The organism is Micromonospora phaseoli (assembly GCF_900109115.1).
In the GTDB taxonomy this organism is placed as follows: Bacteria; Actinomycetota; Actinomycetes; order Mycobacteriales; family Micromonosporaceae; genus Micromonospora; species Micromonospora phaseoli.
The window spans coordinates 51,092-72,714 of sequence record NZ_FNYV01000001.1 but is presented as its reverse complement, the minus strand read 5'-3'; the positions used below and the strand labels follow the sequence as shown (position 1 = coordinate 72,714).

The following is a 21,623-nucleotide window of genomic DNA, read 5'->3' as shown; positions in this document are numbered from 1 at the left end:
TGGGTTCACGCACCGTGCCCCAATGAAACGCCCCCACCACCCGATTCCCGGCCGCGACAGTCACGAATCGGTCGTAGTCGTAATTAAGTTGGTATCCGGGCGAGTGCCCACAAGATCGACAGGGTGCCTCACTCCTCGACGCGGGCCACCTCACGGGCCGCGTCCGGACCGGCGTCGAGCAGCACCCGGAAACCGTCCTCGTCGAGCACGGGCACCTTGAGGCTGGCCGCCTTGTCCGCCTTGGACCCGGGGTTGTCGCCCACCACCACGAAGCCGGTCTTCTTCGACACCGAACCGCTCACCTTCCCGCCCCGAGCCTGGATCGCCTCCGCGGCCTGGTCACGGGAGAATCCGGCCAGGGTGCCGGTCACCACCACGGTCACCCCCTCAAGGGGGCGAGGTCCCTCCTGCACGGCCGCCTCGGCCATCCGTACGCCCGCGGCGGCCCACTTCCGCACCAGCTCGCGGTGCCAGTCCACGTCGAACCACTCGCGGATGCTGGCGGCGATCGTCGGCCCGACGCCCTCGACGGAGGAGAGCTCCTCCTCGGTGGCCGCCTCGATCGCCTCGACGGAGCGGAAGTGCCGGGCCAGCGCCTGCGCGGCGGTCGGCCCGACGTGCCGGATGGAGAGTGCGACCAGCACCCGCCACAGCTCCCGCTCCCGGGCCACGGCGAGGTTGTCGAGCAGCTTGACGGCGTTGCTGCCGAGGCTGCCGTCCTTGTTGACGAAGAACGGCGAGTTGGCCAACTGCTCCGCGTCGAGCGAGAACAGGTCGCCCTCGTCGACGATGGTCCGCGCGTCCAGCAGCGCCGCCGCGCCCTTCTCGCCGAGCGCCTCGATGTCGAAGACCTTGCGCCCCGCCAGGTGGGAGACCCGCTCGCGCAGTTGGGCCGGGCAACTGCGCGAGTTCGGGCAGCGGATGTCGACGTCGCCCTCCTTCGCCGGGGCCAGCGGCGTGCCGCAGGATGGGCAGTTGGTGGGCATGACGAAGGCCCGGGCGTCGGGGGGACGCAGGTCGACCACCGGGCCGAGCACCTCGGGGATCACGTCCCCGGCCTTGCGGATCACCACCGTGTCGCCGATCAGCACCCCCTTGCGCTCGACCTCACGGGCGTTGTGCAGGGTCGCGTAGGCGACGGTGGAGCCGGCCACCTTGACCGGTTCGAGCAAGGCTCGCGGCGTGACCCGCCCGGTACGGCCGACCTCGACCTCGATGTCGAGCAGCTTGGTGTTGACCTCCTCCGGCGGATATTTGAAGGCGATCGCCCAGCGCGGCGCCCGGCTGGTCGAGCCCAGCCGTCCCTGGATCGGCACCGGGTCGACCTTCACCACCACACCGTCGATCTCGTGCTCGACGTCGTGCCGGTGCGCGGCGTAGTGCGCGATGTAGTCCCGCACCCCGGCCAGGTCGGGCACCACCCGCCAGCGGTCGCTGGTGGGCAGGCCCCACGCCCGCAGCGCGGTGTACGACTCGGACTGGGTGGCCGGCTGGAAACCGCGACGAGCGCCGATGCCGTGCACCACCAGGCGCAGTGGTCGGGACGCGGTGATCCGGGGATCCTTCTGCCGCAGGCTGCCGGCGGCCGCGTTGCGCGGGTTGGCGAAGGGCGCCTTGCCCTGCTCGACCAGGCCGGCGTTGAGGTCGGCGAAGGCGGCGACCGGGAAGTAGATCTCGCCGCGTACCTCGATGAACTCGGGGACCGGACCGAATTCCGGTGAGTCGGTGAGCCGGTTGGGCACGTCCCGGATGCTTCGCACGTTGGCGGTGACGTCCTCACCGGTGCGGCCGTCACCACGGGTCGCCGCCCGGACCAGCCGGCCCGCGGAGTAGGTGAGGTTGATGGCCAGCCCGTCGACCTTCAGCTCGCACAGGTAGGGCACCGGCCCACCGGCGTCCCGCTCGACCCGCTCCGCCCAGGCGGCCAACTCCTCGTCGGCGAACGCGTTGTCCAGGGACATCATCCGTTCCGCGTGGGCGACCGGGGCGAAGTCGGTGGAGAAGGTGCCGCCCACCCGCTGCGTCGGCGAATCGGGGGTGCGCAGCGCCGGGAACTCCGCCTCCAGCGCCCCCAACTCGCGCAGCTGGCGGTCGAAGTCGGCGTCGGAGACGGTCGGCGCGTCGAGCACGTAGTAGCGGTACTGGTGCTCGGTGAGCTCCTGACTCAGCGTGGCGTGTCGTTCCCGCACCTGCGGGGTGGGCTCGGCGCCCGCCGCCGCCTCCTGCGCCGCGCTGACCTGCTGGGCACTCGCTTCCTCGGACACACCGCCGCCTTCGGACACCGCTGTGGACCTCCCGTGATCGTGTTACTCCCGCACCGTAGCCCCCAGGTGGGACAACCATGCCGTCAGCCGGCCCGACCAGACCCGCAGTCTGCTTGTCGGGCCGGACCACTCGCGGCCCGGTCAGTCGTGCGTGGCGGCGAGGGCGGCCAACTGGTCGGCGTACTCGATCCGGGTGGCCCAGTCCGCCGGCCAGGCGGCCATGCCCCGGGCCGCGCCGACGAACGCACCGGCGAGGGCGGCGATGGAGTCGGAGTCACCGGCGGTCCGCGCTCCCCGCGCCAGGGCGCCCACCGGGTCGTCGGAGTGCCGGATGGCGCAGTAGAGCGCCGTCGCCAGGGCCTCCTCGGCGATCCAGCCCTCCCCGGTGAGTCGGCACGGGTCATCGCCGTCGTCGGGCGCGGCGAGGGCCGCGTCGAGCCGGGCCAGTGCCCGCAGGCACTCGTCCCAGCCCCGGGCGACGAACTCTTCGCAGGTGCGCTCGCCGGGGCGTTGCCACAGGTCACCGAGCCAGTCGCCCCGGTAGACCAGGCGCTGGTCGTGCGCCCGGCCGGTGAGCAGGCCCGGTAGCTCGGCCAGCGCGGCGCCGTCGATCAGCAGCCGGACCGCGTACGCGGTCAGCTCACTCGCCGCCAGGCCGGTCGGATGCCCGTGGGTCAGACCCGCCTGGAGTTGAGCCAGCCCGGCCAGCGTGTCGAGGTCGACGTCGAGCAGCCCGACCGGGGTGACCCGCATGTTCGCTCCGCAGCCCTTCGAGCCCGCCTGGGTGGCCTGCTGCCACGGCAGCCCACGGGACAGCTCGGCGCAGGCCCGCAGGCAGGTCATGCCCGGCGCGCGGTTGTTGTCCGGGCTGGCCGCCCAGTCGAGGAAGCGCCGCCGCAGCAGCGGCTCGACGACCTCCGCCGTGTACGCGGGCGCGTCGTGCAACGCCCAGGCGACCGCGAGCGCCATCTGGGTGTCGTCGGTGACCAGCGCCGGGTCGCCGGCCAACTCCCGGGGACCGGCCGGGCCGTACTGGCGCTCGATCTCGGCGACGGTGCGGAACTCGGTGGGCTTGCCCAGCGCGTCGCCGTAGGCGAGGCCGTAGAGCGAGCCGGCGGCCCGGCCGGATACAGGGCTGTTCATGAGAAGGATCATGCCCGTTACCCACAAACAGGCCCGGTGGGTGTCAGTCCCAGCAGAGGCAGAACGGGTGGCCGGCCGGGTCGGCGTAGACCCGGAAACCCTCGCCCTCGCCGGGCAGCCGGCGGGCGCCCAGGGCCAGCGCCGCCTGCTCCGCGGACTCGATGTCGTCGACCGTCACGTCGAGATGGAACTGCTGGGGGCGCTCCGGGTCGGGCCACGCCGGCGGCCGCAGGTCTGGTGCCTGCTGGAAGGCGAGCCGCGGCTGGTGCCCGCGCGGCCCACCGAGCACCACCCACTCGTCGCCTTCGGAATCCTCCTCGACCACCGGCAGCCCGAGTAGCTCGGCGTAGAAGCCAGCCAACGCGCGAGGGTCAGGGCAGTCGATCACCGTGGTACGCAGCTGTCCAATCATGACCGGGATCCTGCCCCACGGGTACGACCGGAAACCTCACTCCTCGGACAACCGACGGCCGGCGTCCCGGCAGGCGGCGAGAACCGCCCTGGCGTACTCCGACGTGGCCCCGGCCAGGCCGCAGGCGGGGGTGACCACGACCTGCTCGGCGAGGCGGCGGCGCGGGAAGCCGAGTCGATCCCAGAGGGTGCGTACCCGGTCGGCGACCTCGGCGGAGGTCGGCGCGTGACCGGCCGACGCCGTGGTCGGCGCGGCACCGGCCAGCAGTCCGAGCCCGGCGTCGAGCGCCTCGCCCAGCGGGTCCAGCTCGGTGATCAGGCTCAGGTCCAGCGCGACACCGACCGCGCCGGTGGAGCGCAGCAGCTCCAGCGGTACGTCCGGTGCGCAGCAGTGCACCACGATCGGCACACCGGTCGCCTCGATGATCGTGCTCAGCAGCGAGCGCGCCTCGCCCGGCTCGACCGGGCGGTGGGTGCCGAGGCCGCTCTCGGTGGGTATCCGTCCGGCCAGCACCGCCGGCAGGGACGGCTCGTCCAGCTGGAGCAGCACCGAGGCGCGCGGCAGCCGGCGGGCCACCGCCTCGACGTGACCGCGCAGCCCCTCGGCGAGCGAGCCGGCCAGATCACGGACGGCACCGGGGTCGCGCAGCATCCGGCCGCCGATCGGCAGCTCGATCGAGGCGGCCAGGCTCAACGGGCCGGCTGCCTGGATCTTGAACAGGCCGGCGTACTCCTCGGCCTGCTCGGCGAGCTGGTCGAGGTCCCGCTCCATCAGGTCACGCGCCCGGCGCAGGTCTCTGCCGGGACGGGCCGCGACCTGCCAGCGCCCGGTGTACACCTGCACGGGCAGCTCCACCAGCAGGCCGCAGGTGCGCCCGATCAGGTCGGCGCCCGGCCCACGGGCCGGCAGCTCCGGCAGGTGGGGCAGGGCGGGCAACTCGCCGAGAACCACCCGCTGCGCCTCGGCGATGTCGATGCCCGGCAACGACCCGATGCCGGTCGCCACACCCGCCGCCCACGGCCAACCCTGATCAGTCACGCCCGAAGGCTACCCGCCACCACCCCCGCCCCTGTTGAACAAGAAGTTTTGGTCTCATCTCCGGCCATCCGTAGACGCAAACTTCTTGGTCAACTCGTGAAGAAGGGGGTGGTCAGTCGGTGATGGTGGCGGCGGCGAGGACGATGTCGCCCGCCGGGTCGGGGCGGTAGGCCACGATCGCCTGGCCGGCGGCGACGCCGCGGACCGGGCGGCGCAGGTCGGCGTGGAGGGTGGCGGCGTCGACGGTGACCGTGGCGGGCACCACGACGCCGTGCGCGCGCAGCTGCACCTCGCACTCGATCGGACCGCCGGGGCGCGGGCCACCGGTCCAGACCGGACGGGTGGCGCGCACCGTGGAGACCTCCAGTGCCTCGGCCGGTCCGACGGTCACCGTGTTGGTCGTGGGCGTGATGGAGAGCACGTACCGGGGCCGACCGTCCGGGGCGGGACGGTCCAGGTGCAGGCCGCGCCGCTGGCCGACGGTGTACGCGTACGCCCCGGCGTGCTGGCCCACCACCGTGCCGGTGCTCGCGTCGACCACGTCGCCGGGTGTCTCGCCGAGCCGCCGCGCCAGAAAGCCCCTGGTGTCGCCGTCGGCGATGAAGCAGATGTCGTGCGAGTCCGGCTTGTCGGCGACGGCCAGGCCCCGGTCGGCGGCCTCCTGCCGGACCTGGGCCTTGGTCGAGTCGCCGAGCGGGAAGATCGAGCGGTCCAGCTGCTCGCGGGTCAGCACGGCCAACACGTAGGACTGGTCCTTGGCCTCGTCGACGCTGCGGCGCAGCAGTCCGTCAGGGCCGAGCCGGGCGTGGTGGCCGGTGACCACGGCGTCGAAACCCAGGGCCACCGCCCGGTCCAGCACCGCGGCAAACTTGATCTTCTCATTGCAGCGGAGGCAGGGATTGGGGGTACGCCCCGCGGCATATTCGGCGACGAAGTCGTCGACCACGTCGGCGTGGAAGCGGTCGGCCATGTCCCAGACGTAGAACGGGATGCCGAGCACGTCGGCCGCGCGCCGGGCGTCGCGAGAATCCTCCTGGGTGCAGCAGCCCCGCGCCCCGGTGCGGTAGGTCTGCGGGTTGCGGGCCAGGGCCAGGTGCACGCCGGTCACGTCATGTCCCGCCTGCACCGCCCGCGCCGCCGCCACGGCGGAATCCACGCCGCCGGACATCGCCGCCAACACCCTCACCGGACCACTCTCCCTTCGCCAGTCGAGCCTATCTCCGCGCCGACCCCGACTCTTCGCGCCGGCCCCGACGATGTGCCGGCCAGCACCGCCCGAGGTCAGCGCGGGGTACGCAGGGCAGCCGCCCGACGGGCCCGGTCGACGGCCGCCGGCAGGGCGGCGATGAGCGCGTCGACGTCCGCCGCGGTGCTGGTGTGGCCGAGGGAGAAACGCAGCGAGGAGCGGGCCCGGTCGTCGTCGGCGCCCATCGCCAGCAGCACGTGCGAGGGCTGGGCCACCCCGGCCGAGCAGGCCGAACCGGTCGAGCAGGCGATGCCCTGGGCGTCCAGCAGCAGCAACAGGGCGTCACCTTCGCAGCCGGGGAACGAGAAGTGCGCGTTGCCGGGCAGCCGGTCGGTCGGATCGCCGTTGAAGACGACCTCGGGCACCGCCCGCCGGACCCGCTGCACCAGGTCGTCGCGGAGCGCGGCGACCCGGGCCGCGTACTCCTGCTGGTCCTTGACCGCGGCTTCGACGGCGACCGCGAAGGCGACGATGCCGGCGGCGTCGAGTGTGCCGGAGCGCACGTCGCGCTCCTGGCCGCCGCCGTGCAGCAGCGGCACCGCCGCGACGTCCCGGGCCAGCACCAGCGCGCCGACCCCGACCGGCCCGCCGAGCTTGTGGCCGGTAACGGTGAGCGCGGCGACGCCGCTGGCGGCGAAGTCGACCGGCACCTGGCCGACCGCCTGGATGGCGTCGGTGTGAAACGGCACGCCGTGCTCGGCGGCGACGGCCGCCAGCTCGGCGACCCGCTGGACGGTGCCGACCTCGTTGTTGGCCCACATGGCGGTGATCAGCGCCGCCCGGTCGCCGTGCGCGGCCAGCTCGGCGCGGAGCGCGTCGGGGTGCAGCCGGCCGACGCCGTCGGCCGGCAGCCAGCCCACCTCGGCGCCCTCGTGCTGGCAGAGCCAGTCCACCGCGTCGAGGACGGCGTGGTGCTCGACGGCGCTGCAGATCACCCGGCGCCGCCCGGCGTCGGCGTCCCGGCGGGCCCAGAAGATGCCCTTCACCGCGAGGTTGTCGCTCTCCGTACCGCCACCGGTGAAGATCACCTCGGATGGCCGGGCGCCCAGGGCGGCGGCCACCCGTTCCCGCGACTCCTCCACCCGCCGCCGGGCACGCCGGCCGGACGCGTGCAGGGAGGACGCGTTGCCGACCTCGCGAGCGGTGGCGACGTACGCCTCCAGTGCCCTGTCGAGCATCGGAGTGGTCGCGGCATGATCCAGGTAAGCCATCACGGTTCAGCCTAGCGACCGCGCCCGCCTCGACCGCAGACCGGATGACCCGGCATCGGCGGTCAGACCGGTTCCGCGGTCACGACGATGTTGTCCCGGTACCGGCGGGCGTCGGCGTCGAAGGGTCCGCCACAGGTGATCAGGGTCAGTCGGGGCCGCCCGTCACGCGCGAAGTAGCGCTCCAGGGGGATCTTCGTCTTGTCGTACTCCTCCCGGGCCACGACGCGGTACGTCCGCTCGGTCCCGTCGGCGCCGGTGGCCGTCAGGGTGTCGCCCGGGGCCAGGTCGCGTAGCCGGTAGAAGGCCCCTCTGCCCTGCTCGGCGCTGTCGACGTGGCCGGCGATCACCACCGAGCCGGCCTCGGCTTCGAGACCGGGACCATAGCGGTACCAGCCGATCTGGTCGACGCTGGGCGGCACCTCGAACTCCCCGGTGCGTTCGTTGACGCCGACGGGATTCACCCGCGCGGTGACTTCGATCTCGGGGATCCGCAGCCGGACCGGTGGCACCGGTTCGGCGTCGGCGGGCAGCACGCCGGGAGCCACCGCCACGGATGGTCCGCTGGCCGACGGGCTGGGACTGGCCAGCGCGGCGGCCTGCTCGGCACCGACGCTCCCCGTCGGCCGGGACGCCACGGCCACCACGGCCGCCACGGCGAGCGCGGCGGCGCCGGCGGCGACCGCCGCCAGCGCCCCACGGTTGACCACGGTCACCGGCGACCGGACCGGACGACAGCCGCCCGTGCCCCGCCCGCGACCAGCAGCAGGATCCCGGTGCCCGCCAACGCGTACCACCAGGTGCCCAGGCCGGTGTCGGCCTGCCCGCCGGTGCCGCTCGGCACGCCGGAGGGCGCCGAGTGCAGGCCGTCGATGGTCTGCGCCACGACGGCCAGGTTCTCCGCCTCGGCGGAGCCGATCGCGTAGACGATCGTCGCCGTGCCCTCACGCAGGTTGAGGTCGGCCGGACCGATCGCCACCGTGTCGGTGCCGGCGAGGACCACGTCCGCCGAGACGCTGCCCGCGTCGACGTCGGCCTTGGCCTCGTTCGGGTTGGTCAGGTCCTCGAAGACCGGGCTGCCACCGGCCCGCACGTCCACCGCAGGCGCGGCGGCGGTGTGCCGGACGATCAGCCGGGCCTTGCCGGCGTCGACCTTGGCGGTGTCGTTCACGAACGGGGTGATCGTTGGCTGACCGTCGGCGTCGAGGTGCGCGGCGATGCTGATGTTCGCTCCGCCGGGGACCTCGGCGTCGTCGGCGGTGAGGATGGCCTGCGCGATGGGCTCACCGGGCTTGGTCAGGGCGATGTCGTACTGCCCCTCGGCCAGGTCGAGCGGCCCGGCCACGTCGCCGGGCTCGAAGTTCTCCAGGGTCTTCTCCCCGTTGACGTAGACGTCGACCGGGGTGTCCGGGATGCCGTGCACGACGGAGACCTTCGAGCTGGCGGCGTACGCGGGAGTCGCCGTCGCGATGCCGGCGCCGACGAAGGTCAGCGCGGCGACCGCGCTGCCCGCGGCGACGCGGCGAAGGTACGCGAACTGCATGTCTGCCTCCTGGTGGTTCATGCTGTTTCGTCAGGCTTGCTGTGCACCTCGAGTTACGCCGGCACCGCGCCGTCCGGATGCGAGCGGAGGCGACTTTTCTTTTTCGGTCACCACCGCATCCAGCAGCCGCCGCACGGACGAACAGGTGCCGAGGAGCCGCTGGGCTGACAGAGGGGACGGTGCCGGTGCGAGCTAAAGTCGGGCATGCCCCCAACCAGGCGAGCCGTCGCGTGACCGGGACCCGGCAGGAGCCGGGCACCCCCGAGGATGAGCTGGCCCACCGTTTCCGGGCCGGCGAAGAGCTGGCGCTGCGCGAGGCGTACGACCGCTACGGCCGGGCCGTCCTCCACCTGGCCACCAGCACCCTGGTCAACCGCAGCGACGCGGAGGACGTGACCCAGGCCACGTTCGTCGCCGCCTGGCTCGGCCGGGACACCTTCGACCCGGCGAAAGGGTCGCTGATCGGCTGGCTGCTGGGGATCGGCCGGCGCAAGGTCATCGACCGGCTGCGCTCCTCCGCCCGGGAGAACCGGGTGGTCGAGACCGTACGCCAACTACCCGACCCGGCCCCCGCCGGCAGCGACCCGGACACCGTGGTCGACCGGTTGGTGGTGGCCGACGAGTTGGCGCGGCTGCCGGACGAGCAGCGACGCATGCTGGAATTGGCCTTCTTCGACGACCTGACCCACCAACAGATCGCGGCGGTGACCGGGGTGCCGCTGGGCACGGTGAAGAGTCACATTCGGCGCGGCATGGCGAGTCTGAAGCGCAGATGGGAGGTGGACGGTGCAGCACCTGGAGCACGACCGGCTGGTATTTCTGGCGCTCGGTGAGAGCGAGGCGGACAACTCCGACCGCACCCACCTCGACGCCTGCCCGCACTGCCGCAACGAGTTGGACAGCCTGCGCCACGTCGCCGGCCTCGGCGCCGCCACGCAGGGTCTGCGCGACCTGCCCGACCCGCCGGAGCACCTCTGGCAGAGCATCACGGCCGAGATCCGGGCCGCGGCGGAGCTGCCCACGCTGACCGGTCCCCGGCCGCGACCGGTGCCCGCCCAGGGAGCCGACGAGCCGGCCGCCGGTGCCGCGCCGGTGCCGCGCCGGCCTCGGCGCGGACGCTGGTCACGCCTTGCGGTGACCGCGGTCACGGCGGTCGCCGCCGCCGCTGTCGGAGTAGCCGGCACCGCCGCCGTGCTGCGCGAGGAGACGCCCCCGGAGCAGGCAGTGGTGGCCAGCGCCGCGCTCGCCGCCTACGGCTCGACCCCGGCACAGGCCCGAGGCGACGCCCGCGTGCTCGGCAGCGGCGAGCTGCATCTGCACGTGGTGAATCTCCCGGCCGTACCGGGGTACTACGAGGTATGGCTCATCAACCCGCGGAACATGGAGATGTTCTCGGTCGGCTTGCTCGGCAGCGGCTCTGACGTGCTGCTGCCGTTGCCACCAAACGTCGACCTGGGGCAGTACTCGGTCGTCGACGTCTCGGCCGAGGAGTTCGACAACAACACCGCGCACTCCGGCGACAGCCTGTTGAGGGGCTCCCTGACGGGCTGATCGGCGGGCCGGTTCAGCTCCCCGGCCCGCCGATCAGCTCCCTGGCAGAAACGCCGCAGCCGCCGCCCGGAACCGGACGGCGGCTGCGGCGCGTACGACTCACTTGCGCTTGCGGATCTCCTCGGCGGCCTGCGGGACGATCTTGAACAGGTCGCCCACCACGCCGAAGTCGGCCAGCTCGAAGATCGGTGCCTCGCCGTCCTTGTTGACCGCGACGATGGTCTTCGAGGTCTGCATGCCGGCCCGGTGCTGGATCGCGCCGGAGATGCCCAGCGCCACGTAGAGCTGCGGGGAGACGGTCTTGCCGGTCTGCCCGACCTGGAACTGGTGCGGGTAGAAGCCGGAGTCGACCGCGGCCCGGGAGGCGCCGACAGCGCCACCGAGCAGGTCCGCCAACTCCTCGACCAGCTTGAAGTTGTCCGCGTTGCCGACGCCACGACCGCCGGAGACGACCACACCGGCCTCGGTGAGTTCGGGGCGCGAGCCCTTCTGCTCGGCCACCCGCTCGACCACCTTGGCCAGCTTGTCGGTGTCGGTGACGGCGACGGTGAGCTGCTCGACCGCCGGGGTGGCCGCCGCCGGGGTCGGTGCGACCGAGTTCGGCCGGACGGTGACCAGCGGCAGACCACGGGTGACCTTGGAGGTGACGATGGTCGAGCCGGCGAAGGCCACCTGGGTGGCGGTGCCGTCGGCGGCCAGGGCGACCACATCGGTCAGGATGCCGTTGTCCAGCTTCACCGCCAGCCGGGCGGCGATCTCCTTGCCCTCCTGGGACGAGGCGAGCAGCACGGCGGCCGGCTGCACCCGCTTGACCAGGTCGGCGACCACGGTGGCCTTCGGCGCCACCAGGTAGCCGTCGATCTCCTCACCCTCGGCCGCGTAGATCTTCTCCGCGCCGTACTCACCCAGCCTGGCGGCGAGCGCCTCGGCGGCACCGGGCCCGCCGAGCACCACCGCCGACGGGCTGCCCAGCTCCCGGGCCAGGGTGAGCATCTCCAGGGTGACCTTCTTGACGCCGAACTCCCGAGTGGCTTCGACGACGACGAGAACCTCAGACATGTCCCACACCCCTCACACGAACTTCTCGGTGGCGAGGAACTCGACCAGCTGCACGCCGCCGGAACCCTCGTCGGTGACCTTCACCCCGGCCGAGCGCGGCGGGCGCTTGGTGTGTTCCACCACGGCGCTGGTCGCGCCGTCGAGGCCCACCTCACCCGCGGCCACACCCAGGTCGGTCAGGGCGAGGGTCTGCACCGGCTTCTTCTTGGCCGCCATGATGCCCTTGAACGACGGGTACCGCGGCTCGTTGATGGTGTCCCACACGGAGACGATGGCCGGGGTCGAGGCGGTGACCACCTCGTAGCCCTCCTCGGTCTGCCGCTCCGCGGTCAGCGTGGCCCCGTCGACGGTGAGCTTGCGGGCACCGGTCAGCGCCGCCACCCCCAGCCGCTCGGCGAGCATGTGCGGCAGCACCTGTACCCGGCCGTCGGTCGACTCGGCGCCGCAGAGCACCAGGTCCGCGTTCAGCTGGCCCAGCGCCGCGGCCAGCACCTTCGAGGTGGCCACCGCGCAGGAGCCGTGCAGGGCGTCGTCCACCACGTGCACCGCCTTGTCCGGGCCCATCGACAGCGCCTTACGGATCGACTCGGTCGCCCGATCCGGACCCATGGTCAGGATCGTCACCTCGCCGCCGTGCGCCTCCTTGATCTTCAACGCCTCCTCGATGGCGTACTCGTCCATCTCGTTGATGACGTTGTTCGCCGAACCGCGGTCGACAGTGTTGTCGTCAGTACGCAGGTTGCGGTCCGCGCCCGAATCGGGCACCTGCTTGACGAGTACGACGATGTTCATCGCGCTTCGACGACCCTCCTGCTGTGGTGGTGTGATCTCTTCGCCCTGTGCTGGGGCGCAGCCTCGCGCGTGCGTTGCCGTGCGGTCAACCGTGAGCGGTTGTGCAGTTGCCCACGACGCAAGGTTACCTGCCAGTAGCATCCTCGCCCAACACGCCCCTGATCCGCTCGACCACCTCGGCCTCGGCCGGGCTGACCCCGTTGTGGGCACGTGCCGTCCGATCGGCCGCCGTCAGCACCACCGCGCGGTAGACACCGACGTCCTGCGGGGCCTTCTCGGCCAGGATCTCAAGTGCCCGACGCAGCGCCGGCAGCACCACCGACTCGACCTCCAGCGCCGAGTCCCGCGGCAGCTTCGGCAGCGGCCCACCGGTCAGCGCCTCCTTCACCACGCCGCTGGCGTCAGCCATCGCCCCGGAGGCGGCGAAGCTCTCCCGGAACACGGCGAGCACCCCCGGATCGGCGTTCGAGACCATGAACACCGCGCCGAAGGCACCCGTCTTGAGAGTCAACTTCTCGTCGTCCGTCAGCTGCTCGGTCATGATCACGGAGTGTAGACGTAGGGGGTGGTGGTGGTGACCGGGACGAGCCCGAGTCGCTCCAGCACCGGACGGCTCTCGTCTCCGGCGTCGACCTGCACCAACGTCCGGCCACGCGGCCCGGCCAACCGGGTCCGGTAGCTGACCAGCGCACGGTAGATGCCCTTACGCCGCCACTGCGGCAGGGTCGAGCCGCCCCAGAGCGTGGCGAACGTGCTGTCGGCCGGGTACCGCACCCAACCGGCGCTCACCATCGTCTCGCCCGCCTCGGCCACCACGACCGTGATCGCCTGCGGATCGGCGGCGATCTCCCGTTCCAGCGCGTCGGCCAGTCCGGACAGGTCACGCCCCCACACCTGGCTCTTCAGCTGCGCGATCCGGTCCAGATCCGCCCGCCCGGTCACCTCACGCAGGCGTACGCCCTCGGGCACCACCGGCAGCGCGGAGGCCAGCGGGGCGATCGGGCCGACCACGACGGTCTCCTGGTCCTCCGGCACGAAGCCGGCGGCGCGCAGGCGCTGCGGCAGGTCCGCCGGTTCGTCGTGGCCGTGCAGCTTCCACTCCACCGGCTCGCCCCGCTCGCGGGACACCGCCACCTGCCGGGCGATCAACTCGTCGAGTTCGGCACCGGCCAGCCCACCGAGGTCACGGTAGGTCACCAGACCCCGCTGATCCAGGCCGAGCACCCGGAACAACGGACCGTCCGACTGCACACTCACGCCGTCGGGCACCGGGTCGGGCAGGTCCGGCCGCAGCTGGGCGTCGTACGCCGCACGCAAGGTGGTCACATCAAGATCCGTCATGTTTCCAGGCTATTCCCGCTGGGGCCCGGATAATCACCCCCGTGTGGCAGACGATCAGGAACTGGTTCGACCCGCAGGAGCTTCGTTCGGTGGGCACCACCCCCGACTACCGCTTCTCCCTGGCCAACGAGCGCACGTTCCTGGCCTGGCTGCGTACCGGGCTGGCGCTGATCGCCGGTGGGCTCGCCGCCGCCCAGTTCCTGCCCACCCTGCCGCTGGTCCACCTGCGTGAGGCGATCGCCGTGGCACTGCTGCTGCTCGGCGGCGCGGTGGCGATCCGGGCCGTCGACCACTGGGCGCGCACCGAACGCGCCATCCGGCTCGGCGAGGAGTTGCCCGCGTCCCGCTTCCCGGCCGTACTCGCCCTGATCGTCGGCCTCGGCGCGCTGTCGCTGGTGGTGGCGGTGCTGGCCGGCGCGATGACCTGATGACGGCCTCCCGCGACCCCGGACTGCAGCCCGAACGCACCCGGCTGGCCTGGCGGCGCACCGCCCTGGCGATGACGGTGGTCACGATGCTGACCGTGCGGCTCGCACTGCACGGCGGCCCGGCCGAACTGGTGTCGGCGGCGCTGGCCATCCTCGGCTGGGCGGCCGCCGTCACGCTCTGTTGGCGGCGGGCGACCGGCACCGGAGTGTCCCGCACCGGGGGGCGGATCCTCGCCGTGGTGGGCCTGACCACCGCCGGGTTCGCGCTGCTCGGCATCGCGCTGGTGCTGCGCGGACTGTGACCGCTGCGCCGGGTAGGCCATGATGGTCGCATGGCCCGGCTCTACATCCTCGTCTTCCTGGTGCAGGTCGTCCTCGCCGTCTGCGCCCTGATCAGCTGCCTCTCCGCCGAGGAGGACGGCATCCGCCACCTGCCCCGGATCGCCTGGGTGCTGATCATCCTGTTCTTCCCGCTGGTCGGCTCGATCGCCTGGTTCGTCGCCGGCCGGGACCGCAAGGCCGGTGGCACCTCGACGCCCTGGGCGACGGGTGGTCGCCCGGCGGCACGTACCCGTCCGGTCGCGCCCGACGACGATCCCGAGTTCCTCCGGTCGATCGAGGAACGCTCCCACAAGGAGGACCAGGAGCTCTTCCGCCGCTGGGAGGACGACCTGCGCAAGCGCGAGGACGACCTGCGCAAGCGCGACGGCGAGCCGCCGCGCGAGGAACCCCGCCCCGAGGTGTAGGACCGCCGGGGCGGGGCCGGCGGATCAGGCCAGATTCGAGGAACGGGGGTACGCGTCGGCCGGGTCGGTGAGCACGTTCACCAGGTACGGCACCCCGGCGTCGAACGCCCGCTGAAGAGCCCCGCCCAGGTCAGCCGCCTTCGCGACCGTCTCGCCCGCCCCGCCGAGCGCGCTGACCACGTGGTCGTAGCGCAGCTCGGGCTGGAGGTCGGCGGCCACGTCGTAGCCGTACATGGCCCGCATCGGGTGCTTCTCCAGACCCCAGATGCCGTTGTTGCCGACCACGATGACCACCGGCAGCTTCTGCCGGACCAGGGACTCCACGTCCATCAGCGAGAAGCCGGCCGCCCCGTCACCCATCAGCACGCAGACCTGCCGGTCCGGATGAGTGACCCGGGCACCCATCGCGTAGCCCATGCCGGTGCCGAGGCAGCCGTACGGGCCCGGGTCGAGCCAGGTGCCGGGCTGCGCCGGCTCCAGGTAGCGACCGGCGTACGAGACGAAGTCACCGCCGTCGCCGATGGTGACCGCGTCGCGGGCGAGGACCTTGCGCAGCTCGCCGTAGACCCGGGCCGGACGGATCGGGTCGGTCTCGGCGGCCATCTCCTCGGCGTCGCGTGCCTTCGCGGCGTCCTCGGCGCTACGCAGCTGCGCGACCCAGTCGCCGTGGTCGACCCGGCCGCCGGGGTGGTTGGCGAGGGCGGTGAGGATGCCACGCAGGTCACCGGCGGGCGCGGCGGCGGGCTGCAGATGACCGGCGCGCTGGCTGGGCGCGTCGACGATGTGCACCACCTTGGCGTCACCGAAGTCACCGAAGGAGAGCCGGAAGTCCAGCGGGGTGCCCACCACGACGACCACGTCGGCACCGGAGAGGGCCACCCGGCGGGCCTTGGCGAAGGCCAGCGGGTGCTCCGGCGGCAGCGCGCCCCGGCCCATGCCGTTGGTGAAGACCGGCACGGTCAGCGCCTCCGCCGCGGCCCGCAGGGCGTCCACGGCGTCGCCGGTCCAGACGTCCGAGCCGGCGATGATCACCGGACGCGCCGCGCCCGCGATCAGGCCGGCGGCGGTGGCCACCTCGTCTGGGTCGGCCTCGACCGGGGCGATGTCCGGACCGGCCGGCAGCTCCGCGTCACCCACCGAGAAGATCGCCTCGAGGGGGAAGTCGAGGAAGACCGGGCCACGGTGCGGGGTGAGCGCGGTGCTCAGCGCGGCGGCGACCGCCCGGGGGATGTCGTCGGCGCTGAACACCGTCTCGGCGTGCTTGGTGACCGGGGCGACCAGCGGCAGGTGGTCCATCTCCTGGAGGCTGCCCGAGCCCCAGCGGAACTGCGGGGCCCGTCCGCCCAGCACCAGCACCGGTGAGGCGTTGAAGTAGGCGCTGGTCAGACCGGAGATGCCGTTGGTCACGCCGGGGCCGGCGGTGAGCACGGCCAGGCCGGGGCGGCGCTGGAGCTTCGCCACCGCCTCGGCGGCGAAGACGGCGGACTGCTCGTGCCGTACGTCGTAGATCGGGAAGTCGTTCTTGTACGCGGCGTCGTAGAGCGGGAACACGTGCCCGCCGGAGAGGGTGAACATCTCCCGTACCCCGTAGGCGCGCAGCGCCGCGAGCGCGAGTTCCCCGCCGTGGCCTTCGATCCGCTCCGTCATTCCCGCTCCTTCTCGTCGGCTGACCGGAGTCACACGCTACTGGCCAGTAGGAGGAATGTGAACCGTTCTCAGGCTCAGCGGCCGGTGAAGTCCGGCTTTCGCTTCGCCACGAACGCCGTCATTCCCTCACGCCGGTCGTCGGTGGCGAACAGCGCCGCGAAGAGCTGACTCTCCCAGGCCAGGCCCGAATTCAGGTCCATGTCGAGACCGCCGTCGACGGCGAGCTTCGCCGCGCGCAGCGCCTGCATCGGACCGGCCAGGTACGGCCGCACCAGCGCCACCGCCGCGTCGTAGACCTCGGCGGCCGGGGCGACCCGGTCGGCCAGGCCGATCCGCAACGCCTCCTGCGCGTCGACCATCCGACCGGACATGATCAGATCCTTGGCGCGGGCCGGACCGACCAGCCGGGCCAGCCGCTGGGTACCGCCGGCGCCGGGGATGATGCCGAGCTTGATCTCGGGCTGGCCGAGCTTGGCGTCGTCGGCCACCACCCGCCAGTCACAGGCCAGCGCCAGCTCACAGCCGCCGCCGAGGGCGTAGCCGGTGATCGCGGCGACGACGGGCTTGGGGATCCGGGCGATCGCGCCGAGCGCGCTGGAGAGGTCGGCGGCCCGGTCGGCCATGTCCACGTAGGACATGTCCGCCATCTCCTTGATGTCGGCACCGGCGGCGAAGACCTTCTCTCCGCCGTACACGATGACCGCGCGGACCTCGGCGGCGGCGGTGGCGGCCGCGGCGGCGGCGCGCAACTCCTCCTGCACCTGGGTGTTGAGGGCGTTCATCGGCGGCCGCTCCAGCCGGATGGTGCCGATGCCGTCCTTGGTCTCCAGCCGCACGAACTCGCCCACGCTGAGCCTCACTTCCTCGTCGAAGTCGCGTGCCAACCTTACGACCCGACTCGTTCGGCACGTAGTGTGGTGCCAGTCCCGCGACCCGGAGTTCCCGTGATGGTCACGTACTACGACGACAGGTCCGTCCTGGTCACCTCTACCGCCGTGACGGTCGACGACCACACCTACCCGCTGGCCGAGATCAGCGAGGTCTGGCACCATCGGGGCAGCCTCTCCTGGCGGGTGCTGGCCGGCCGCGGCGCGCTCGGCGCGGCGATGATCGGCCCGCTGGTGGCTGCCGTGCTCGGCATCGCACTCGCCGTCTGGCTCGACGGCTCGGCGACCGTCACCGTCGCGGTCATCGGTGTCTCCATCCTGATCGGGCTCGCCGCAGCCCCGATCGCCGACCAGCTCTTCGAGTACTTCGACCGCTCCTACGCCCGGGGCAGCCGCCAACGGGAGGTCTGGATCCGCTGGCGCGGTCACCCGGTACGACTGCTGCGCACGCCGGACGCCCTACGCTTCGGGCAGATCTACCGCGCTGTGCAACGCGCCATGGAGGCCCGCCACCCCACCCCGCCGCGCCGCCCCTGACCACCGGCTTGGGCTCCGGGGCAAACCAGCAGCGAAACGACAGCCACCGGTTGCCCGCAGATGCTTAGGCTTAGTGATGGCGCTCTATTACCGGGACGACGCGGTGCAGGTGACCTCCGAGTCGATCCGGGCCGGAGGACACGTCATTCCGATCACCGAGGTCACCTACGTGTGGCATGCGAAGGGACGCACCACGCTCGCGGTACGCGGTCGGGTGCTCGGGCGCGGCGTGCTGGTCCTGCTGCTGTCCCTGCCCCCGCTGATCGGGTTGGTCTGCGTACTGTCGCTCGCCTGGTCCGCCCAGGATCGGGGCGAGTGGCTGCCGGCGCTGACCGTGCTCGCCGCATGCGTGATCATCACGTTGGCGCTGGTTCCGTTCCTGGAGATCCCCCTCGGCTGGCTGGACCGCTCGTACGAACGCGGCAACCGGGTGCAGGAGCTGTGGGTGCAGTACCGCCAGCAGGAGGTCATGCTGCTGCGGACACCCGACGCGCTGCGTTTCGGGCAGATCTACCGGGCGGTGCAACGCGCCGTGGAGCAGCAGGGCGACCACTGGTGAACCGTGGCCCGGCGCCGGTGGCCGGTCCGACGCACACTTGATCCCATGGCACTCCCCCTTCCCCGGCCCACGGCGGTCGTCGGTCTCACCCGTTCCGCACTCGACTCCGCCGCTTCCTTCGCCGCGATCCCGGCCCGCGCTTTCGCCGTGCTCGACGGCGTGGAGGCGCTGCTGACCAGGATCAACGGGGTGGTGGACCGGATCGAGGAGACCCTGGACCGGACCGACCGGGTGCTCAGCGACGCGGAGGTGGCGGTCCGCGAGGTGGCGGTGATCAGCGCCGCCGCCACCACCGCCGTGGACACCGCCACCGAGGTCGCCACCGCGGCGGCCGTGGTGATCGGCGAGGCCCGACAGGTCTCGACCGCCGCCTCGGTGGTGGTAGCCCAGGCCGATCGGGTGGCCCGGGTCGCGGCCGGCGTGGTGGACGCGGCGCAGTCGGTGGCCGGGCGGGCCGCCGAGACGGTGGGCACGGCGGCCGAGGCGGCGGCCACCGCCGCCGAACTGCTGGCGGCCTACGAGCCGGCGCTGCGGCGGGCCGCCCCGATGGCCAACCACTTCGTGGAGCAGCTCAGCCACGAGGAGCTGACCGCGGCGGTACGCCTCGTCGACGAGCTGCCGAAGCTGCGGGAGCACATCACCTCGGACGTCCTGCCGATCCTGGCCACCCTTGACCGGGTCGGCCCGGACCTGCACGACCTGCTCGACGTGACCCGGGACCTCAAGCTCGCCGTGGCAGGCATCCCCGGCCTGGGCATGCTGCGTCGGCGCGGCGAGAAGCTCAACGACGACGCCGGCTGACGGCGCGAGCCGGTCTCAGCAGTCGCAGCCGACGGCCGGTCGGGGGGCGGTCAGGTCGTCCACCGGCCGGCGGATCGACCCCGTGGTGGTGACCACCGCAAGACCCTCCCGGACCCAGTACTCGTAGCCGCCGCGCATCTCCTTGACCGGGTAGCCGAGCCGGGCGAACTCCAGCGCCGCCCGGGTGGCGCCGTCGCAGCCGGGACCCCAGCAGTACGTGACCACCCGGGCACCCGGCGGCACCGTCGCGGCGGCCCGCTCGGCGATCTGGGCGGTGGGCAGGTGCACGGCGCCCGGCAGATGGCCCTGTTCCCAGGCGACGTCGCCACGGGAGTCGACCACCACCAGGTCGGGCACCCCGGCGGTGAGGTCGGCGTGCACGTCGGCAACGTCGGTCTCGACCTGCAGCCGGGTGAGGAGGTGGGCCACGGCGGTGTGCGATTCGGCGGCCGGTACGGCGAAGGTTCGGGTCATGACACCGATCGTCGGCCAGCGCCGGCCGGCGGGCGAGTGGCGGCAACGCCGTACTCCGCTAATATCCGGCCATGGCCCCGGTCGACCGCAGTGTGGCCGTGCTCGCGTACCCCGGTATGTCGGTCTTCGAGACCGGGATCGTCACGGAGGTCTTCGGACTGCCCCGCCCCGAGCTCGGCGTGCCCTGGTACGACCTGCGGGTCTGCGCCGAGCGGCCCGGCCCGACGCCGGTGCTCGGCGGGGCCAGCCTGCACAGCCCGCACGGACTGGCGGAGCTGGCCGCCGCCGCGACCGTCATCGTTCCCGGAGTGCCCGACGTACACGGGGTTCCGTCACCGGAGCTGGTCGCCGCCCTGCGCCGGGCGCACCGGGCCGGCGCCCGGGTGCTGTCCATCTGCTCCGGTGCGTTCGCGCTGGCCGGGGCGGGGCTGCTGGACGGCCGACGGGCCACCACCCACTGGCGGTACGCGGAGCTGCTGGCCCGCCGGTACCCCCGGGTGCAGGTGGATCCCGACGTGCTGTACCTGGACGACGGGGACATCCTCACCAGCGCCGGCAGCGCCGCCGGCCTGGACCTGTGTGTGCACGTGGTCCGGCGCGACCACGGCGCGGCGATCGCCAACGCGGTGGCCCGCCGGCTGGTGATCCCGCCGCACCGCGACGGCGGCCAGGCACAGTTCATCGAGGCGCCGGTGGCCCTCGGCCCGGACGACGACCGGATCGCCGGCAGCATCGCCTGGGCACTGGCCAACCTGACGGAGCCGCTCACCGTGGCCCGGCTCGCCCGGCAGGCGCACATGTCGCCCCGCACCTATCTGCGGCACTTCGCCCGGGCCACCGGCACCAGCCCCATCCGGTGGCTGGTCGAGCAGCGGATCCGGACCAGCCTGGCGCTGCTGGAGACCACCGACGCACCGGTCGCGCAGATCGCCACGGCAGTCGGCTTCGACGCCCCGGTGACCTACCGCCACCACTTCGCCCGGGCGATGCGGACCTCACCGTCGGCGTACCGCCGGGCATTTCGAAGCGGCAGCGGTTGACCGGTCAGGGCATCGGCACGTAGAGCTCATCGATCTCGGCCCGCTGCGGCAGCGACACGCTGGCGCCGAGCCGGCGGACGCAGGCCGCGCCGGCCGCCGCCGCCCAGCGCACCGCGTCGACCAGGTCCCGGCCCTCGCCCCAGGCCACCGCGAGCGCAGCGGTGAACGCGTCCCCGGCGGCGGTCGAGTCGACCGTCTCGACGCCGACGGCGGGCACGTACACGGCGGTGCCGTCCCGGTCGCCGTACCAGGCGCCCTGCGCGCCGAGGGTGAGCACCGCCCGGGGCACCAGGTCGAGCAGTGCGTGCGGATCCTCCCGACCCCGGCCGGTGTACGCCTGCGCCTCGTTCTCGTTGACCACCAGCAGGTCCACGGCGGCGAGCAGCTCCGGCGGTAGCCCGACGGCGGGCGCCGCGTTGAGCACCACCCGGGTACCGGCGGCACGGGCGGCCACCGCCGCCTGCGTCACCGTCTCCACCGGGATCTCCAGCTGCGCGACCAGCACGTCGGCGTCGCGTACGGCGGCGATCTCGGTCTCGGTGAGCGCGGTCAGCGAGGCGTTCGCGCCCGGCGTCACCAGGATGGCGTTCTCGCCCTCGGCGTTGACCATGACCAGGGCCACCCCGGAGGCACCGTAGGTGGTACGCAGCTGGCTGGTGTCGACCCCGGCGGCGGTGATCCGGGCCCGCAGGGTCACCCCGAACGAGTCCGAGCCGATCGCGCCGAGGAAGGTGCTGGCGGCGCCGGCCCGGGCGGCGGCGATGGCCTGGTTGGCACCCTTGCCGCCCGGCACGGTGACGAAGTCGGTGCCGAGCATGGTCTCCCCCGGCCGGGGCAGTGCCGGCGCGATGGCGACCAGGTCCATGTTCGCGCTACCCACCACGACGATGCGGGTCTGTCGCACAGC

25 protein-coding genes are annotated in these 21,623 nt (G+C 72.8%); 9 read left to right on the top strand and 16 right to left on the bottom strand.

Features of this window, described 5'->3' with window-relative positions; genetic code table 11:
* Positions 1-128 precede the first annotated feature (128 nt).
* The 8 genes from ligA to BMY89_RS00315 all read right to left on the bottom strand — a co-directional run bounded on the left by ligA (position 129) and on the right by BMY89_RS00315 (position 8,854).
* The gene (gene ligA, locus BMY89_RS00350) at positions 129-2,264 is read right to left on the bottom strand and encodes an NAD-dependent DNA ligase LigA (RefSeq protein WP_092375236.1); all 2,136 of its coding nucleotides are present in this window, start codon (positions 2,262-2,264) and stop codon (positions 129-131) included.
* A 141-nt stretch (positions 2,265-2,405) separates the two neighbouring features.
* A complete protein-coding gene (locus BMY89_RS00345; protein ID WP_092375233.1) occupies positions 2,406-3,407 on the bottom strand; it encodes an ADP-ribosylglycohydrolase family protein in 1,002 nt (333 codons plus the stop codon).
* A 43-nt stretch (positions 3,408-3,450) separates the two neighbouring features.
* On the bottom strand, positions 3,451-3,819 hold the full coding sequence (locus tag BMY89_RS00340) for a VOC family protein (RefSeq protein ID WP_175510259.1): 369 nt from the start codon (positions 3,817-3,819) through the stop codon (positions 3,451-3,453).
* A 36-nt stretch (positions 3,820-3,855) separates the two neighbouring features.
* Complete coding sequence (locus tag BMY89_RS00335; RefSeq protein ID WP_092373418.1) at positions 3,856-4,857, bottom strand: methionine synthase; 1,002 nt, start codon at positions 4,855-4,857, stop codon at positions 3,856-3,858.
* Positions 4,858-4,969: 112 nt separating this feature from the next.
* Positions 4,970-6,043: a tRNA 2-thiouridine(34) synthase MnmA gene (gene mnmA, locus BMY89_RS00330; RefSeq protein WP_092373416.1), complete on the bottom strand. Its 1,074-nt coding sequence runs from the start codon at positions 6,041-6,043 to the stop codon at positions 4,970-4,972.
* 95 nt (positions 6,044-6,138) lie between these two features.
* Positions 6,139-7,314, bottom strand: a complete 1,176-nt coding sequence (locus BMY89_RS00325) for a cysteine desulfurase family protein (protein ID WP_092373413.1) — start codon at positions 7,312-7,314, stop codon at positions 6,139-6,141.
* 62 nt (positions 7,315-7,376) lie between these two features.
* A complete protein-coding gene (locus BMY89_RS00320) occupies positions 7,377-8,027 on the bottom strand; it encodes a class F sortase (RefSeq protein ID WP_092373411.1) in 651 nt (216 codons plus the stop codon).
* Entirely contained in the window at positions 8,024-8,854 is an 831-nt protein-coding gene (locus tag BMY89_RS00315) for a DUF4397 domain-containing protein (RefSeq protein WP_092373409.1), read from the bottom strand. Before BMY89_RS00315 ends, BMY89_RS00320 begins: the two co-directional genes overlap by 4 nt.
* A 230-nt stretch (positions 8,855-9,084) precedes the next feature.
* Between BMY89_RS00315 and BMY89_RS00310 the strand changes: the two genes are divergently transcribed.
* The gene (locus tag BMY89_RS00310; protein ID WP_092373407.1) at positions 9,085-9,687 is read left to right on the top strand and encodes an RNA polymerase sigma factor; all 603 of its coding nucleotides are present in this window, start codon (positions 9,085-9,087) and stop codon (positions 9,685-9,687) included.
* On the top strand, positions 9,641-10,405 hold the full coding sequence (locus BMY89_RS00305; protein ID WP_092373405.1) for an anti-sigma factor: 765 nt from the start codon (positions 9,641-9,643) through the stop codon (positions 10,403-10,405). Before BMY89_RS00310 ends, BMY89_RS00305 begins: the two co-directional genes overlap by 47 nt.
* Before the next feature lie 99 nt (positions 10,406-10,504).
* Here the strand turns inward: BMY89_RS00305 and BMY89_RS00300 are convergent, their stop codons facing one another.
* From BMY89_RS00300 to BMY89_RS00285, 4 genes are all read right to left on the bottom strand, one after another.
* Positions 10,505-11,464: an electron transfer flavoprotein subunit alpha/FixB family protein gene (locus BMY89_RS00300; protein WP_092373403.1), complete on the bottom strand. Its 960-nt coding sequence runs from the start codon at positions 11,462-11,464 to the stop codon at positions 10,505-10,507.
* Between the two features lie 12 nt (positions 11,465-11,476).
* On the bottom strand, positions 11,477-12,256 hold the full coding sequence (locus BMY89_RS00295) for an electron transfer flavoprotein subunit beta/FixA family protein (RefSeq protein ID WP_092373401.1): 780 nt from the start codon (positions 12,254-12,256) through the stop codon (positions 11,477-11,479).
* 124 nt (positions 12,257-12,380) lie between these two features.
* Positions 12,381-12,797, bottom strand: coding sequence for a hypothetical protein (locus tag BMY89_RS00290; protein WP_092373399.1), 417 nt, complete (start codon positions 12,795-12,797; stop codon positions 12,381-12,383).
* Between the two features lie 2 nt (positions 12,798-12,799).
* A complete protein-coding gene (locus BMY89_RS00285; RefSeq protein ID WP_092373397.1) occupies positions 12,800-13,597 on the bottom strand; it encodes a GNAT family N-acetyltransferase in 798 nt (265 codons plus the stop codon).
* 41 nt (positions 13,598-13,638) lie between these two features.
* Between BMY89_RS00285 and BMY89_RS00280 the strand changes: the two genes are divergently transcribed.
* The 3 genes from BMY89_RS00280 to BMY89_RS00270 are packed head-to-tail and all read left to right on the top strand — an operon-like array spanning position 13,639 to position 14,771.
* Entirely contained in the window at positions 13,639-14,025 is a 387-nt protein-coding gene (locus BMY89_RS00280; RefSeq protein WP_092373395.1) for a YidH family protein, read from the top strand.
* Positions 14,025-14,327 carry a DUF202 domain-containing protein gene (locus tag BMY89_RS00275; protein WP_092373393.1) on the top strand — a complete coding sequence of 101 codons (303 nt, stop codon included), beginning with the start codon at positions 14,025-14,027 and terminating at the stop codon, positions 14,325-14,327. Before BMY89_RS00280 ends, BMY89_RS00275 begins: the two co-directional genes overlap by 1 nt.
* Positions 14,328-14,357: 30 nt before the next feature.
* Entirely contained in the window at positions 14,358-14,771 is a 414-nt protein-coding gene (locus BMY89_RS00270) for a PLD nuclease N-terminal domain-containing protein (protein ID WP_092373392.1), read from the top strand.
* A 24-nt stretch (positions 14,772-14,795) separates the two neighbouring features.
* Here the strand turns inward: BMY89_RS00270 and BMY89_RS00265 are convergent, their stop codons facing one another.
* Together BMY89_RS00265 and BMY89_RS00260 are read right to left on the bottom strand one after the other, a co-directional pair.
* Positions 14,796-16,418: an acetolactate synthase gene (locus tag BMY89_RS00265; protein ID WP_092373391.1), complete on the bottom strand. Its 1,623-nt coding sequence runs from the start codon at positions 16,416-16,418 to the stop codon at positions 14,796-14,798.
* 74 nt (positions 16,419-16,492) lie between these two features.
* Positions 16,493-17,266, bottom strand: a complete 774-nt coding sequence (locus tag BMY89_RS00260) for an enoyl-CoA hydratase/isomerase family protein (protein ID WP_092373389.1) — start codon at positions 17,264-17,266, stop codon at positions 16,493-16,495.
* 99 nt (positions 17,267-17,365) lie between these two features.
* Between BMY89_RS00260 and BMY89_RS00255 the strand changes: the two genes are divergently transcribed.
* From BMY89_RS00255 to BMY89_RS00245, 3 genes are all read left to right on the top strand, one after another.
* Positions 17,366-17,842 (top strand): DUF6232 family protein, encoded by a 477-nt coding sequence (locus tag BMY89_RS00255; RefSeq protein WP_092373387.1) that lies wholly within the window; start codon positions 17,366-17,368, stop codon positions 17,840-17,842.
* Between the two features lie 76 nt (positions 17,843-17,918).
* Positions 17,919-18,401, top strand: a complete 483-nt coding sequence (locus BMY89_RS00250) for a DUF6232 family protein (protein WP_092375230.1) — start codon at positions 17,919-17,921, stop codon at positions 18,399-18,401.
* A gap of 45 nt (positions 18,402-18,446) precedes the next feature.
* Positions 18,447-19,202 carry a hypothetical protein gene (locus BMY89_RS00245; RefSeq protein WP_092373385.1) on the top strand — a complete coding sequence of 252 codons (756 nt, stop codon included), beginning with the start codon at positions 18,447-18,449 and terminating at the stop codon, positions 19,200-19,202.
* A 15-nt stretch (positions 19,203-19,217) separates the two neighbouring features.
* On the opposite strand, the gene BMY89_RS00240 is transcribed toward BMY89_RS00245, so the two are convergent.
* Positions 19,218-19,676, bottom strand: coding sequence for a rhodanese-like domain-containing protein (locus BMY89_RS00240; protein WP_092373383.1), 459 nt, complete (start codon positions 19,674-19,676; stop codon positions 19,218-19,220).
* A 71-nt stretch (positions 19,677-19,747) separates the two neighbouring features.
* Between BMY89_RS00240 and BMY89_RS00235 the strand changes: the two genes are divergently transcribed.
* Positions 19,748-20,716, top strand: a complete 969-nt coding sequence (locus BMY89_RS00235; protein ID WP_092373381.1) for a helix-turn-helix domain-containing protein — start codon at positions 19,748-19,750, stop codon at positions 20,714-20,716.
* A 4-nt stretch (positions 20,717-20,720) separates the two neighbouring features.
* Here BMY89_RS00235 and BMY89_RS00230 read toward each other — a convergent pair whose 3' ends face one another.
* The gene (locus tag BMY89_RS00230) at positions 20,721-21,620 is read right to left on the bottom strand and encodes a ribokinase (RefSeq protein ID WP_092373379.1); all 900 of its coding nucleotides are present in this window, start codon (positions 21,618-21,620) and stop codon (positions 20,721-20,723) included.
* Between the last annotated feature and the right edge of the window lie 3 nt (positions 21,621-21,623).